The organism is Polyangiaceae bacterium, assembly GCA_015075635.1.
In the GTDB taxonomy this organism is placed as follows: Bacteria; Myxococcota_A; Polyangia; order Polyangiales; family Polyangiaceae; genus JADJKB01.
On record JABTUA010000001.1, the window covers coordinates 3,578,335 to 3,593,497 of the forward strand.

11 protein-coding genes are annotated in these 15,163 nt (G+C 69.3%); 5 read left to right on the forward strand and 6 right to left on the reverse strand.

The window, feature by feature from the left end:
* Positions 1-64: 64 nt before the first annotated feature.
* Together HS104_16205 and HS104_16210 are read right to left on the reverse strand one after the other, a co-directional pair.
* A complete protein-coding gene (locus tag HS104_16205) occupies positions 65-1,900 on the reverse strand; it encodes a DUF2723 domain-containing protein (GenBank protein MBE7481510.1) in 1,836 nt (611 codons plus the stop codon).
* Positions 1,901-2,455 carry a hypothetical protein gene (locus HS104_16210; GenBank protein ID MBE7481511.1) on the reverse strand — a complete coding sequence of 185 codons (555 nt, stop codon included), beginning with the start codon at positions 2,453-2,455 and terminating at the stop codon, positions 1,901-1,903.
* A gap of 128 nt (positions 2,456-2,583) precedes the next feature.
* Here HS104_16210 and HS104_16215 point away from each other — a divergent pair, with 128 nt between their 5' ends.
* From HS104_16215 to HS104_16235, 5 genes are all read left to right on the forward strand, one after another.
* Positions 2,584-4,479: a toprim domain-containing protein gene (locus HS104_16215; GenBank protein MBE7481512.1), complete on the forward strand. Its 1,896-nt coding sequence runs from the start codon at positions 2,584-2,586 to the stop codon at positions 4,477-4,479.
* 1 nt (position 4,480) lies between these two features.
* Entirely contained in the window at positions 4,481-6,634 is a 2,154-nt protein-coding gene (gene rpoD, locus HS104_16220; GenBank protein MBE7481513.1) for an RNA polymerase sigma factor RpoD, read from the forward strand.
* A 757-nt stretch (positions 6,635-7,391) separates the two neighbouring features.
* Entirely contained in the window at positions 7,392-9,563 is a 2,172-nt protein-coding gene (locus HS104_16225) for an FG-GAP repeat protein (GenBank protein ID MBE7481514.1), read from the forward strand.
* A 328-nt stretch (positions 9,564-9,891) separates the two neighbouring features.
* A complete protein-coding gene (locus HS104_16230) occupies positions 9,892-10,431 on the forward strand; it encodes a TetR family transcriptional regulator C-terminal domain-containing protein (protein MBE7481515.1) in 540 nt (179 codons plus the stop codon).
* Positions 10,432-10,507: 76 nt separating this feature from the next.
* Positions 10,508-10,903: a group 1 truncated hemoglobin gene (locus HS104_16235; protein ID MBE7481516.1), complete on the forward strand. Its 396-nt coding sequence runs from the start codon at positions 10,508-10,510 to the stop codon at positions 10,901-10,903.
* 7 nt (positions 10,904-10,910) lie between these two features.
* On the opposite strand, the gene HS104_16240 is transcribed toward HS104_16235, so the two are convergent.
* From HS104_16240 to HS104_16255, 4 genes are all read right to left on the reverse strand, one after another.
* Positions 10,911-11,312, reverse strand: a complete 402-nt coding sequence (locus HS104_16240) for a response regulator (protein MBE7481517.1) — start codon at positions 11,310-11,312, stop codon at positions 10,911-10,913.
* Positions 11,313-11,396: 84 nt separating this feature from the next.
* A complete protein-coding gene (locus HS104_16245; protein ID MBE7481518.1) occupies positions 11,397-12,830 on the reverse strand; it encodes a PAS domain-containing protein in 1,434 nt (477 codons plus the stop codon).
* A gap of 14 nt (positions 12,831-12,844) precedes the next feature.
* Positions 12,845-13,864 (reverse strand): GTP-binding protein, encoded by a 1,020-nt coding sequence (locus HS104_16250; GenBank protein ID MBE7481519.1) that lies wholly within the window; start codon positions 13,862-13,864, stop codon positions 12,845-12,847.
* A gap of 7 nt (positions 13,865-13,871) precedes the next feature.
* Positions 13,872-15,149, reverse strand: a complete 1,278-nt coding sequence (locus tag HS104_16255) for a M48 family metalloprotease (protein ID MBE7481520.1) — start codon at positions 15,147-15,149, stop codon at positions 13,872-13,874.
* Between the last annotated feature and the right edge of the window lie 14 nt (positions 15,150-15,163).

Sequence of the window (15,163 nt, forward strand, 5' to 3'; positions counted from 1 at the left end):
TGCGGCGGCGCGTCGGGGACCTGAGTCCCGGGCGGCTGGGTGTTCGGGCCTTGCTGAGCGTCCGTCAGGGATTTCCCGCGCTCGAGAACGTGATCTGCGCGCCGACCGCCGCGTCGAGCGCCCGGAACCTCGTGCGGAGCTGGTTGCCAGGCTCCAGGGCGCCGGCGCGGAGCGCCAATCGCGAGACGTTCTCCAGCATCGCCGAGTACGCCATCAGGACCTGCACGTGCGGCGACGGGCGGTAGACGCTGGCCGGATCGAGCGTGCAGCCTTCGCACCCGCGCCCCGCCGCCATCTCCGAGGCGAGCGCCAGGTGGCGCGCCGTGTCGGCCTTGGCCGCGTCCTCGTCCGGGTACACCCGCGCCAGGAGCCCCTCGGGACGGAAGCGAAAGCGCTTCTCGAGCTCGGCATCGCGCGCGAACAGGTTGGGCACGACGTACACCGGTCGCAGCGGCAGCTGGCTCGCGACCAGCTCGTGACTCCGCGCGAGCACCATCCGACCCTCCGGCAGCGGCACGTCGGGGTAGCGACGCTCGTGCTGTGCCCGCCGCCAAGGCTTTGCCAGGAGCCCTGGCGCCACCACCCGGACCGCCGAGCAGCGCCGCTCCACCGCGCAGGCGTAGAGCGCCACGCCGCTGTAGAAGTCGCCGGAGACCAGGACCAGCGAGCCTTCGGGGAGGCCCCGCATGAAGTCCCGCGCGAGATAGCCCCCGGCGCGATCACCCGAGAGATCCACGGCGGCAGCCCTACCGACCAGCGGCAGCGCGGGGAGGAGCGCCGCGAACAGCGAGAGCACCCGACGCCGCGGCAGCTGCTTGGGGACGAGAGAGTAGAGCGCCACCATGCCGACACCCGCCAGCACGGCGAGCGGTGGGTGGACCATCGTCGTCCAGCGCTCGAAGCCGGCGAGGGGGATCTCGCCCTCCACGGCGACGCGGAAGGCGGCGGCGAAGCACGGCCCTGGAACCGCGACGGCGAGCAGCAGCCCGACACAGGCCGAGCGCCGCTCCCGCAGAAGCCGAAACGTGCCCACGAGCGCCAGCGCCAACGCGAGCGGCCCGAAGCTCTCGAGGAGCAGCAGGGCCAGCGCTCCAACGCGCTCGCCGGCCGGCTCGACGGAGGCCGCGCGCGCAGCGCCGAACAGGCCGCCATAGTCCGCGCGCGTGAGCACCTGCCACAGGCCCGCGGCGCCGGCGAGCTCGTTCATCGAGACGATCGGGGCACGCGCAGCGGCGATCCAGAGCAGGAGCTGACAGCACGCGAAGGGCACCACCAGCGCCAGCCCGAGCTCGAGCGCGCGGACGCGCCTGGCGCGGAGCGCGGAGCGGAGCGGTCGAGCGACCAGGACCAACAACGCGGGCAGGCCGAGCAGGTAGAGCTCGTGGTGTGCGAGCCCCAGGCCCGCGAGCGCGCACAGCGACAAGAACCAACCGCGCGCCGCCTCGCTCTCGCTGGCGCGTACCGCGCACCAGAGGCAGAGCGCGAACAGCGCGTCGTTCAGCGGAAAGACCTCGGCGTAGAGCGAGCCGAGCAAGAAGCTCTTCGCGAGCGTCAGGCAGAGCGCCGCTGCGACGCCCCCCGCGGCTGCCCGCGCGAGCCGCTGACCGAGCACCGCCACCGCGCCGACCGCCACGGCGTGGAAGAGCGCGCTGGTCAGGTTCACGCAGAACGCCTCGCTACCGAACGGCAGCTTGGTCGCGGCGTGGCCGATCAGCGTCCACAGCGCGTAGCCGGGCGCACGCGGCACGCCCCAGACGTGAGCGGCCGCCACTAGCTCGGCGGAGTCCCCCATCAGCGCGAGCTCGCGGCACACCCGCGGCAAGGACACCGCGAAACTCCCGAGCGCGGCCAGGCCGAACAGCCAGCGCTCGCGGACGACGGGCAGGCCGGCCGCCGTCATCTAGGCCTTCGCGCGCCACTGACACCAGAACTCGTGGCGGGCGCCGCCCCGGCTGGTGCACTCTCGCTCGCGCGCTCCCGGCAGGACCTCGACGCCGATCACGTCCATTGCCGCGATCATCCAGCCCTCCATCAGCCGGCAGTGGGCGGGGTGCATGTCGGGGAAACCTGCGATCTCGAGCGCGGTGTTCTCCGGCCGCACGTCCACGGCTTCCATCAGCCCCGCGTCCTCGGTGTACATGCCCCAGATCGGCGTGCAGGCGCGGATCATGTTCTCCGGGCTCGGGCGCACCGCATACACCTTGAAGATGGACTCCAGGTCGTGGCGCGCCGACAGATCGCCGATCACCCGGCAGTACTCGAGATCGCCGGTGCCCAAGTGACGGTCCACGCTGGTGAGCAGGCCGATGAACGCGGCGTACGGCTCGAGCCCGAGACCGTTGATGCGCCGGGAGAACGTGGTCAGCGCCTCCGGACCGGCGTCGCGAATGACCTCCGCGAGGCCATCGAGCCCGAGCTTTTGCTTCACGTGCCGAGCCGCCCCCAGGAAGGCCATTCCGCGGATTTTCGCCACAGCGCTTGTTACCTGGCCCGCACCGCCCTCTGCAAGGCACCGCTCTTGCAAGGGGAGAAAACCGCTGAGCGAACCTTGGATCGCGCCGGAATTGGAGTATGCCTCCCGCCGTGATCGGGCAGGAGACCATCGACCGTGTGCGCGCGCACACGGCCATCGTCGCGCTCGTCGGCGAGTCGGTGAAGCTCCAGAAGCGAGGGCGCTCGCACCAGGGGCTGTGCCCGTTCCACAAGGAGAAGACGCCCAGCTTCCACGTCAACGAGGAGCGCGGCTTCTACCACTGCTTCGGCTGCGGCGCGCACGGCGACGCCTTTCGCTTCTTGATGGAGCTCGAGGGGCTCTCCTTCGTCGAGGCGATCCGGCGCCTGGCCGAGCGCGCGGGCATCACCATCGTCGAGCACCACGACGAGCAGCAGAAGAAGCAAGAGCTGGAGGCGCGCCGCAAGCAGGACGAGCTCTACGCGGTGGGCAGCGCGGCCGCGGAGTTCTTCGAGCGCATGCTGCGCGAGCACTCCCTCGGGCGCCACGCCGAGCGAGAGCTCGAGAAGCGGGGCCTTCGCGCGGACGACCCCACGGGCCCGATCGCGGACGCGCTCCAGGCCTTCCGCATCGGCTACGCACCCTATGCCTGGGACGCGCTCACCAATCACCTGCGCGACGCCGGGCTCAGTCATCGCGCCGCCGAGCAGGTGGGGCTCCTGGTCCCGCGCAAGAGCGGCAGCGGCCACTACGATCGCTTTCGCCACCGCCTGATGTTCGCGGTGCTCGACCTTCAGGGCAGAGTCATCGCCTTCAGCGGTCGGGCGCTCGACGACCCGGACGACTCGGAGCTTTCCGCGCTGGGCATCGAGCGCTTCGGCGGCTCGGCGCCCGCGGAGCCGCCGGCGAAGTACGTGAACTCGCCGGAGTCGCCGATCTACCGCAAGCGCGAGGCGGTGTTCGGGCTCTACCAGGCCAGGAGCGCCATCCGCGACTCGGGTCTCGCCATCCTGGTCGAGGGCAACTTCGACGTGGTCAGCTTACACGCGCACGGCATCAAGAACGTCGTGGCTCCGTTGGGCACGGCGTTCACCGCCGAGCAGGCGCGCCTGGTGAAGCGCTTCGCGCCGAACGTCACCCTCTTGTTCGACGGCGACTCCGCCGGTCGGCGAGCCGTCGTGGCCTCCCGCGAGCCGTGCAAACAAGCCGGGCTCAGCGCCAAGGTGGGGACGTTGCCCCAGGGCACCGACCCCGACCAGCTGTGCCGCGAGCACGGCGCCGAAGCCATCCGGCGCGTGGTCGGCGCCGGCCGCGGCATGCTCGAGTACCTGATCGACAGCGCGCTGGATTCGTTCGGTGCCACCGACGCCCAGGCCCGGGCGGACAAGCTCAAAGAGGTGACCGATCTCATCGGCTCCGAGGACGACCCGGCGGTACGGGCGCTGGCGGAGCAGCACGCCGACCGCATCGCTTCTCGGCTCGGCATGGGCGACGCGCGCACTTTTCGGGCGCTGCGCGGGGCGGTGCTCTCGGGGCTGGCGGGGGGCCGACCGGCCCCCTTCGCGCGGGCGGCCCCGCCGGAGCGCGCCCGCTCGACCTCGGGGCGGCCCGAGATCGAGCAGGTCATTTTCGGCGCTTTGTTGGACTATCCGGAGCTTCTCGGCGATGAGGAGGTCATCGCCGGGGTGGACCTAGTCGAGGGGGACGTCGCCGGGGCCATTGCCGCATTGCGTCAAGCGTGTCAGGACGGAGTCTTGCAGAACCCGGAAGTTGTCCTTGCGAAGCTCGGGCCTTCGATCCATCCATTCGCCTCCGCTCGGCTGGCCGCCCCTCGACACGAACGTGTCGAGGACGCTCGCGTCGAGCTTTTGCAGAACATTGAGAAGTTGAAGCGGCTCGAGCACAAGCGACGAAGAAGCGAAGTTGTTGAGGAGCTTCAGCGCGCAGCGAGCGTTGGGGACGTCGATCAGGAAATGGCTCTGCTGCGTGAGCACATGCGCCGTGGGCGCGAGCGTCACGGGCTTTGAAATCGAGGTAGCTGTGGGAGCAAAGAAAACCAAGCCGGCGAAGAAGACCAGCCTGCCCAAGAAGGCGGCCCCCGCGAAGGCGAAGGCGGCCCCTGTGAAGGCGAAGGCCAAGCCCGCGGCGAAGGCCGCGGCGAAGCCTGCGCCTCAGAAGGCGGCCCCGGCGAAAGCCACGGCGAAGGCCTCGAAGGACAGCAAGGACAAGGAACGCGAGAAGGAGAAGCTCGCGCGCGACAAGGCCAAGGCCGCCGCGCAGAAGCAGAACGGCGCCGCCGCCAAGGGCAAGGGCAAGCCTCGCGCGGACGAGGACGACGACGGGCCGGACTCGAGCCGGAGCACCTCCAGCTTTCCGCCGCCGGCCGCCAAGACCAAGGGCAACGGCAAGAGCAAGCAGGGCGTCGCGGATCTGATCAGCCTGGGGAAGAAGAAGGGCTTCCTCACCTACGACGACGTGAACGAGGCGCTGCCGCCCGACGCCGTGCAGCCGGACCAGATCGACGACGTGCTCTCGACGCTCGACGACGAGGACATCGAGGTCGTCGACGACGCGACCAACCTGAAGATCCAGGCCCGCCACATGGCGGACGAGGAGCTCGCGCCCGGCAAGACCGCCCCCAAGGGCGAAGAAGAGGCGGAGACGCCGCAGCCCGCGGCCAAGGCCGGCGAGGAGGACTATTACAAGTCCAACGACCCGGTGCGCATGTACCTGCGCAAGATGGGAAGCGTGGCCCTGCTCACACGCGAGGGCGAGGTCGAGATCGCCAAGCGCATCGAGGAGGGCGAGAACGAGGTGCTCGGCTCGATCCTGATGAGCCCCGTGGCCGTGCGCGAGATCATCGACATCGGCGAGCGCCTGAAGGCCCACAAGATCCGCGTCAAGGACATCGTGCGCGACGCCGAGGACGAGGAGCACGAGTTCGACGAGGAGGAGGCGGACCGCCGCATCATCCGTTTGATCGAGCGCGTGAAGCGCCTGGACAAGAAGCACTACGACCTGGCCGAGGAGCGCAAGACGGCCAACGACGTGCGCAGGAAGCTCATCGACAAGGAGCTCTCCGACAACAAGCAGGAGCTGGTCGAGACGCTGCAGGAGATGCGTCTCAACAAGAAGACCATCGACAAGATCGTCGGCAAGCTCAAGAGCATGATCGAGAAGGTGCAGAACGCCCAGTCCAGGGCCACCGAGCTCGAGAAGCAGTCCGGAGCCAGCAAGAACGAGCTCAAGAAGATGCTGCGCGAGGCCAAGGACGATCCCGAGGCGGAGCGCACCCTGGCCGAGAAGCTCGGCGTCGAGACCGAGGAGCTCGAGGACGTCAGCGAAGCGCTGAAGAGCGCCCAGAAGGGCGTCAAGAAGGTCGAAGAGGAGCTCAAGGTCGACGTCAACGAGTTGATGCGCACTTACGACGCCATCATGTCGGGCGAGCGCAAGGCCGAGAAGGCCAAGGCCGAGCTGGTCGAGGCCAACCTCCGCCTCGTGGTCAGCATCGCGAAGAAGTACACGAACCGCGGCCTGCAGTTCCTGGACCTGATCCAGGAGGGCAACATCGGCCTGATGAAGGCCGTCGACAAGTTCGAGTACAAGCGCGGCTACAAGTTCTCCACCTACGCCACCTGGTGGATCCGCCAGGCCATCACCCGCGCCATCGCCGATCAGGCCCGCACCATCCGCATCCCGGTGCACATGATCGAGACGATCAACAAGCTGATCCGCACCAGCCGCTACCTGGTCCAGGAGTATGGCCGCGAGCCGACCCCGGAGGAGATCGCGGAGAAGATGGAGCTGCCGCTCGACAAGGTGCGCAAGGTCCTGAAGATCGCGAAGGAGCCCATCAGCCTCGAGACCCCCATCGGCGAAGAGGAAGACAGCCATCTTGGCGACTTCATCGAGGACAAGAGCGTGATCAGCCCTGCGGATGCAGTGATCAACATGAACTTGTCGGAACAGACGCGGAAGGTCCTGAAGACCCTGACGCCGCGCGAGGAGAAGGTCCTGCGCATGCGCTTCGGCATCGGCGAGAAGAGCGACCACACCCTGGAAGAGGTCGGTCAGGACTTCGAGGTCACCCGCGAGCGCATCCGCCAGATCGAGGCTAAGGCGCTCCGGAAGCTCCGCCACCCGAGCCGCAGCAAGCAGCTGAAGAGCTTCATCGAGAACTGAGGCTCGGGTCTCAATCTCGTGTAGCGACGGGAAGCGTCTGGCGACTGCTCCAACCAGCCGCATGCCATGCGCTGGGCTCGCCAGTATTCTCGTGCGTCTCGGTCTCGTTTGCCGATCGTGATCTGATCGTGCCAAGATCCACCGAGTCGTTCCGGAGCCGCTTCGCGGCGGCGCCGCGTTGCGGCGCGGGTGACCTGACACGACCTGGAAATGCGGTTTGTGGATGTTACTGGGTGAGGATGACCAGTTCGCGCCCCGGCGCCCGACTACGACGACAACGGCGTCGATCGGACGCTGATCCGCGCGAACCTGCGCCTGACGCCGCTCGAGTGCCTTCAGGTGCTCGAGGACTTGGTCCAGCTCGCGGAACGGGTGAAGCGCCGTGGAGAACCGGTTCCTTCGACTGATTGAGGTCCTCGGGCGGCATCAGGTCCGCTTCGTCGTCGTCGGGGTGCTGCACCCTGATCTGTTGGCACGTCCCTCGCGCGCGAAAGGACACTCCCCCATGAAGACCCACTTCACGTCGAGAGCTCGTTGCGGTGTGCTCTCGACGGCACTCGCACTGGGCGCTCTCGGCTGCGGCGGCGACGGCGCAGGGCGCGTTGGCGGACGCGGCTCCGGGAAGATCGAAAGCGCGAATGAGGCCCCGCCACCAGCCGAGCGGAGAGATCGCGCGAACGGCCTCGACACGGCGCCCGCCGCGTTGCGGGCGGCAGTGATCCATTCGACACAGCGCGAAGCGGGCGAGCTGCATCACGTGCGCCTCGACGACAGCGGGACGTGCCCGCCCGGAGCGCCGTGGGCGACCGCGCAAGGCTTCGAGGCGCGCTTCGAGTCGGGCGGCGTAGCGCTGCGACGCGAGGGCCAGAGCGAAGACGACGGCAGCCTTTCGCTCGCGAACGTGGGTTGTCCCGACGCGCGCGAGCCGGTCGAGACGGCCGCGCAGTTCGCGCACGAAAACCGCGTCGACTACCGAAGGCGCGCAGGTTCCGGGTCGGTCGACGAGTGGTACCTCACAGGGCCGCTCGGCCTCGAGCAAGGCTTCACGATCGGCAAGGCACCGCCGTGTCTCATGGTATCGGGTTTCGGCTGGTCCGTGGCCCTCTCTGGCGACACGGCCCTCCTCGGGGCCCGAGGCGATGACCAGGCGGCCGGCAGCGCGTACGTGTTCGTGCGCTCGGGCTCCGTCTGGAGCCAGCAGCAGAAGCTCACCGCCAACGACGCGGCGGCAAGCGACGCCTTCGGTGCCTCCGTGGCCGTCTCGGGCGACGCTGCCCTCGTCGGGGCCCCGTTCGACAGCTACGTGGGCGGCATCAACGCCGGCAGCGCGTACGTGTTCGTGCGCTCGGGCTCGACCTGGAGCCAGCAGCAGAAGCTCACCGCCAGCGACGCCGCTAACTCGACGTGGGCGTCAGAACACGCCTTCGGCGGGTCGGTGGCCCTATCTGGCGACACGGCCGTCGTTGGGGCAGTCAAGGATGCGGGCGGCACGGGCGCCGGCAGCGCGTACGTGTTCGTGCGCTCGGGCTCGACCTGGAGCCAGCAGCAGAAGCTCACCGCCAGCGACGCGGCGCCGAACGACGCCTTCGGCCGGTCCGTGGCGGTCTCCGGCGACACGACCGTCGTGGGAGCCCCTTCGGACGACCATGCGGGAGGCACCGACGCCGGCAGCGCGTACGTGTTCGTGCGCTCGGGCTCGCTCTGGAGCCAGCAGCAGAAGCTGACCGCCAGCGACGCGGCGGGAGGCGACGCCTTCGGCAGCTCCGTGGCCCACTTCGGCGACACGACCGTCGTGGGGGCGCTCCACGCCAGCCACGCGGGCGGCGCCTACGCCGGCAGCGCGTACGTGTTCGTGCGCTCAGGCTCGCTCTGGAGCCAGCAGCAGAAGCTGACTGCCAGCGACGCGGCGGCGAACGACCGCTTCGGCTGGTCGGTGGCCCTCTCTGGCGACACGGCTCTCGTTTCGGCGCCGTACCATTACCCCACCGGCAGCGCGTATGTATTCGTGCGGTCGGGCTCGGTCTGGAGCCAGCAGTCGACGTTGACCGCCAGCGACGGAGCGGCAGGCGACTACTTCGGCCGCAGCGTAGCCGTCTCGGGCGAAACTGCCCTCGTCGGGGCGCCCGACGACGGCCACGCGGGCGGCATCTACGCCGGCAGCGTGTACGTCTTTGGGCCGAAGAAAACGAACGGGGCCAAGTGCGGCGCGGCCAGCGAGTGCGTGAGCGGCTTCTGCGCCGACGGCGTCTGCTGCAGCGCAGCCTGTGGTGCGAGCGTTCCGGATGACTGCCAAGCCTGCACCGTCGCGCTCGGCGCCAGCGCCGACGGCACCTGTACCCAACTGACCGCGACGAGCTGCGCCGACGGCAACGCCTGCATCGTCGGCGACAGCTGCCAAAACGGTGTTTGCACCCCCGGTACGACCCCGCTCGACTGCAACGACAACAATCCGTGCACCAACGACACGTGCAATTCCGTCGCCGGCTGCCAGCAAGCCGCGGTCGCGAACGGCACGCCTTGCGCGGCGGGCACCTGCATCGACGGCGCGTGTACGGCCAACGGAGGCACCGGCGGATCGGATGGCGGTGGGGGTCTAGCGGGCGCGGCCGGTACGGCCAGCGGCGGCGTGGGTGCAGCCGGGGCGGGTGGAATGGGTGGCGGAACCGCTGGTTCGGCAGGCGGCGCCGGAACGAGCACAGATGCGGGCACGGGCAAGGACGCCGGCGACGGGGCAAGTCCGACCAGCCAAGTTGACGGGGGCTGCGGCTGCCGCACCCGCAGAGGAAGCGGTTCCGGCGTCGCTGGATTCGGATGGCTCGTCGCTTTGCTCCTCCGCCGCGCCTGCCGCCGCAGAAGCAGCGTTTGGGGGCGACCGCCGAGGCTTGATGCGGGGAGCCGGAGGAACCTCACGTCGCCGCCGTCGAAGTGACGGCGCCGCCGGACGCGGAGCGACGCGTCGCCCCCGCGCGCGCAGCGCGCGCCGGCGCAAGAGCGCCAAAGGTCGTTGGCACAGCGCTGACACCGGCGCGTGCTGCCGCGTTTGGGGGCGACCGCCGAGCGCAGCGAGGCGAGTGGGGGCACAAACAACCCGAGCCGCAGCAAGCAGCTGAAGAGCTTCATCGAGAACTGAAAGAACTGAGGAGCAGGCGAGACGATTGACTCTGCGCGACCCCAGCGTAGAGTCTGTCTAGACCGTTCGGTCCAATCGAGCTCGCGTGCCTGCCAAACCGACCAGAGATCGCCTGCTCGAGGCGGGCATGGCCATGCTCCTCGAGCGCGGCTACCACGACCTCGGCGTCCAAGCGCTGCTCGAGGCGACCAAGATCCCGAAGGGCTCCTTCTATCACCACTTCAGGACCAAGGAGGAGTTCGGCCTCGCGTGCATCGACCTCTACATGCTGGAGGTGCACGGCGCGCTCGACGCGTTCCTGGGTGATCGCAGCAAGCCGCCGCTCGAGCGCGTGAGGAGCTTCTTCGGCGCGGTCGAAGAGAAGTACCGCGGCGAGGGCTACCTCGGCTGTCTCCTCGGAGGGCTCGGACAAGAGCTTTCGGGTGTGAGCGAGACCTTCCGCGCCAAGGTCGAGGAGTGCCTCCGCTTCATCGCCGGGCGCATCGCGGAGTCACTGGAGGAGGCGCGAGCCCGCGGCGACCTTGCGCGGGGGACGAATCCGGAGGCGATGGCGGAGGTGCTCGTGGACTGCTGGGAGGGCGCCGCGCTGCGCTGCCGGCTGACGCGCGATCCAGCGCCCCTCCGGGCCATGCTCGACTTCTACTTCAACGCGGCGGCTCCGCGCTAACCCACGGGTTTTTTTGCTTTACAAACTAGACCGACCGGTCTATTCCTGCCGGGCAAGCCACGAGGAGGGCCGCACCATGCCGACCGACGCCGAGACCAAGTCCGCTTCGCTCTACGAACGCCTGGGAGGCGCCCAGGGGATCAGCGCCCTGGTCGACGACATCGTCGAAGCGCACATGCAGAACCCGGCCGTGAACGCCCGCTTCCTGCCCAGCAAGGACGATCCGGCCCACCTGGCGCAGGTGAAGCGGCACACCTGCAACTTCCTCGGCGCAGGCAGCGGGGGTCCCGAGCAGTACCAGGGACGCAGCATGCCGGATGCCCACCGGGGCATGAACATCGGCGAGGCAGAGTACATGGCCGTCATCGACGACATCCTGTTCGCGCTGAAGAAGCGGGGGGTGGACGAGCAGAGTCAGAAGGATGTGCTCGCGATCGCTTTCTCCCTGAAGGCCGACATCCTCCACAAGTGACGGTTCGTCACCGAGAGCCGACGCGCGCGCGGGCGTCCAGCACCGCTCGGATCGCGCGTAGCAGCTGATCCGGCTCGTACGGCTTGGGCAGGACCTCGTCGAACTCGGAAGCGGCGGGCCCTTCGGTCAGCGCGTCGGAGTACCCCGAGCTCAGGATGATGCCGACGTTCGGAGCCAGCGCGCGCACCTCGACCGCCACCTCCGCTCCGCTCTTGTGGGGCATCACCGAGTCGAGCACCAACAGCGAGACCGACGCGCGCTCGCGCCGGAAGAGATCGACTGCGCTCGCGCCGTCTTCGGCCGTCAACACGCGGTAGCCAGCTCCCTCCAGGATGCGTCCCACCACGTAGCTCACGGCGGGCTCGTCCTCGGCGACCAGGATCGTCTCCGTTCCGCCGCGGACCTCCACCGGCACGTCCTTGGCCGGCGCTGGCTCCGCCGCTTCGGCCCGCGGCAGGTAGACGTCGAAGCGCGCCCCCGCCCCGAGCTCGCTCTAAACGCGGAGCACGCCGCCGTGCTGCTTGACGATGCCGTAGGCGCTGGCGAGCCCGAGCCCGGTTCCATGGGGTTTCGTCGTGAAGAAGGGCTCGAAGACACGGTCGATTACCTCTGGGGAAATGCCAGTTCCGCTGTCGCGAACGCTGACGACGACGTGGCGGCCGGGCCGCGCCCAGGGGTGGCTCTCGCGGTGTCGTGGCTCGAGCTCCCGCTCCGCGACGTGGATCATCAGCCGCCCGCCGTCCGGCATGGCGTCGCGTGCGTTCACGCACAGGTTGACCAGCACCTGCTCGAGCTGACCGCGGTCGCCGAGCACGGTCCCCCCTTCGCTCGCGGACTCGATGTCCGCGATGCTCGACGGCAACAGGCGCCGCAAGAGCTTCATGGTGTCGGCGATCACCTCGTTCACGTCGAGCTCGGTCTCGAGCAGCTGCTGCTTGCGCCCGAACGCCAGGAGCTGCCGCGTCAGATCGGCCGCGCGCGAGCACGCCAAGAGCGACTCCGACAGGTGGGCGTCGCGCAGCGAAGGATCGTCGATCCGACGCGCCAGCTCGACGTTGCCCATGATCGCCACGAGGAGATTGTTGAAGTCGTGGGCGACTCCGCCGGCGAGCTGGCCGATGGCCTCCAGCTTCTCGGTGCGCCGCAGCTGGGCCTCGTTCGCCTTCGACTGCGTGATGTCCACGATGCCACCGATCAGGTCCGTCGGCTTGCCGTCGGCGTCGTGCAACACCCGGCCGATCATCAGCGCCCAGCGTTCGATGCCGCCCGGGAGCACGATGCGGCTCTCGAGGTCCGGGTAGAGGCCGGTCTGGAGTGCCGCCGCCACGTGTTCCTTGACGCGTTCGACGTCTTCGGGGTGCACGCGGTCGAGGAAGGTCGCGTAGGTGATGTCCTCCCGCCCTTGGTCGAAGCCGAAGATGCGCTTGGCCGCCGCGTCCCAAGTCACCTCGTCCCGGGCGACGTTCCAGCACCACTGACCCATGCCGGACGCCTCCAGCGCGAGCCGGAGCTGCTGTTCCCTGGCCCGGAGCGCCCGCTCGGTGTCCTTCTCGGTGGTGACGTCGGTGGCGATCGAGATCAACGCCGCCACCTTGCCCTCCCTGAGAACGGGAACGACCCGCGTGCGCCACGCCAGACCGGTCACCGAGACCAACTCGAGCTCCTGGGGCAGGCCGGTCGAGACGGCACGGTCGATGGCAGCCTGCCACGGCGCGCGGCTGCCCGCGTCGAGGAAGTCCAGGGGCCTGAGCCCGAGCAGATCTCGGACCGGGCGCCCCGCCCCACCGCGGTTCATGTAGAGCAGCTTCCCGTCGAGATCGAGGATGCTGATCACATCGGTGGAATGAGCCAGGACCGTCGCCAGGAGCTCTGCTTGCTGCAGCGCTTCGCTGCCGGGCGGCTGGGCGTCGCTCTCCACGCGCGCCATCTTTACATGCGCGCTCAGCGCGCGCGAAAGCGCTCGCGAATCCAGCTGATTGCGCCGGGAAATCCGGCGCGGCCAGGGCCGCCGGGGCGCGCGATGCAGGCGTCGAACACCGCGCGGAGTGCGTCGCGATCGAAGCCCTCGCGTGCGCCGATGAACACGATCACGGTCTCCGGGGTGCGCTGCCCCCACGGCTCGCCGAGCTCGATGCGCGCGCGGCGTCCGACGATCTGCAAGACGGTGCGGTGGTCCGGTCGCGCGTCGAGGTGGACGAAGCCCTTGGCGCGGAACACCCCGGCCGGCAGCTCGGTGCAGGTCGCACGCAGCGCTCCCAGCGCCAGCATCGACGGCGTCCGGTAGGTGAAGGTGGAGAAGCCGTGGCTGTCGGCCGTCGCGACCTCCGCCGCGTGGCCCAGGTCACGCGGGTGGTCCGGCTCCGCGCCGAACCCCAGGCAGAGCTCCAGCGGGATCTCGCCCCGCACGGTCTCGACGACCCGCGCGGTGGGCACCCAACCCGTGATGCGGCGCCGGAGCTCTGCCACGCGTTCGGGCGGCACCAGGTCCGTCTTGTTGAGCAGGACGACGTCCGCCAGCACCAGCTGCTCACGCGCCAGCGTGTGGTGGGGCTCGCCCTCCTCGGGAAAGTGTTCGACATCGACCAGCGCGATCACGCCGTCCACGAAGAGAGGCCAGGTCTTCTCCATCAGCGCGAAGCTGCGGAGGACGCTGCCCGGATCGGCGATCCCCGAGAGCTCGACCACCAGGTGCTCCGGCGGCGGCTCGCGCCGGAGCACGTCGCGCACCGCCTTGACCAGGTCGTCGCGGATGGTGCAGCAGATGCAGCCGTTGGTCAGCGTGACGCTGGTGTCGTCAGCCGAGGCGATCAGCTCGGCGTCGATGCTGACGTCTCCGAAGTCGTTGACCAGGACCGCGACCCGGCGCCCGTGCTCACCGGCCAGGACGTGGTTCAGGAACGTGGTCTTGCCGGAGCCCAGGAAGCCCGCGATCAGCGTCACCGGCACCGGGGCGTGGGCCATCGCGGGCTCAGTCCAGGTGGCCGAGGACCCGCACCAGGGTCCGCTCGACGTCCTCCGCGGGCACGCCGAGCCAGCCGGCCACCTTGACCACGACCTCGAGCTCGGAGCGCATCAGCTGGCGATCTGCCAGAGCCACGACGATCAGGTCTTCGACCACCTTGCGACAACCGAGCGGCGGCAGGTGTCGGCCGAGGCGCTCGGCGAGGGCGCGCATGCGGGTCTCGTGGTCGGCCGGCGATAGATCGAGGAGCTCGGCGGCCTTGTCGACGATGCCGCGCTTGCCCACCAGCTTGCCCAGCGCCTCGCGCTCGCCTCGGCTGATCTGCCCGTCGGCGAGCGCGACCGCCATGCCCCCGAGCGCCAAGAGCTCCCGCGTGGTCACCACCACGTCCAGATCGTCCGAGAGGAAGCTGGGGTTCATGATCTTCATCAGCGCGCCGACCTCGCGCTCGAGCTCCGCCTCCGAGAGCAGCGCGCCGCTCTTGCCCAGGAAGCGGTGGAAGCGCGCGTCGGCGGCGCTGCGCCCCATCAGTGCATGAAAGGTCTCTGAGCGAGAGAACAGATCCAGCGCCTTCACGCGCAGCGGACTGTAGGGGTGGGTCGAGAACCAGTCTGCTTCGCTGCTCGGGAGCTCGTCCCGCTTGACCGCGGCCAGCTGTTCCGCGTGAGACCGCGCGTGACCCAGGTAGCTCTGCTTGGTGAGCCCGCTGGTGAGCTTGAAGAACGCACGCACAGCCGTGTCGAAGTCGTCGCAGCACAGAAGGCCGACGCGGTCCGCGGAGAGCTCGGCGTAGCGCATCCACGCGCAGAGCCTGACCATCTGCAGGGGCGACACGTTCTCGTCGCCGACCAGGTCGCTGACCGAGAGGTTGAAGTGCCCCAAGAGGACGTGCCCGATCTCGTGACCCAGGACGAAGCGGAGCTCGCCCGGATCGAGGCGCTCCAGCGCCTCGCTGGTGAAGCCGACCAGCACCACGCCCCCTTCGCCCTGGGGCGGCACCACGAAGGCGTTGATGCGCGTGTCGGACACGCAGAAGAGCTCGACCTCCGCCTGGATCCCCAGCCCCCCCACCACGTCGGTCAGCGCACCGAACGGCTCCGGCGCCATGTCCCGCGTCAGCCGCAGCGCGGACAGGAGCAGCTGGCGCCGAGCGGAGACACTCTCGGCGTCGCCTTCCTTCGCCACCAGCAAGCGCACGAAGCGTTTGTCCCGCATGAGCTCCTGGTGGAGCTCTCGATCGCCGTCGAAGACGACCCGCTCGGTGTCGAGCTTGGACGGAAGCACGGCGCCGGGAGGAG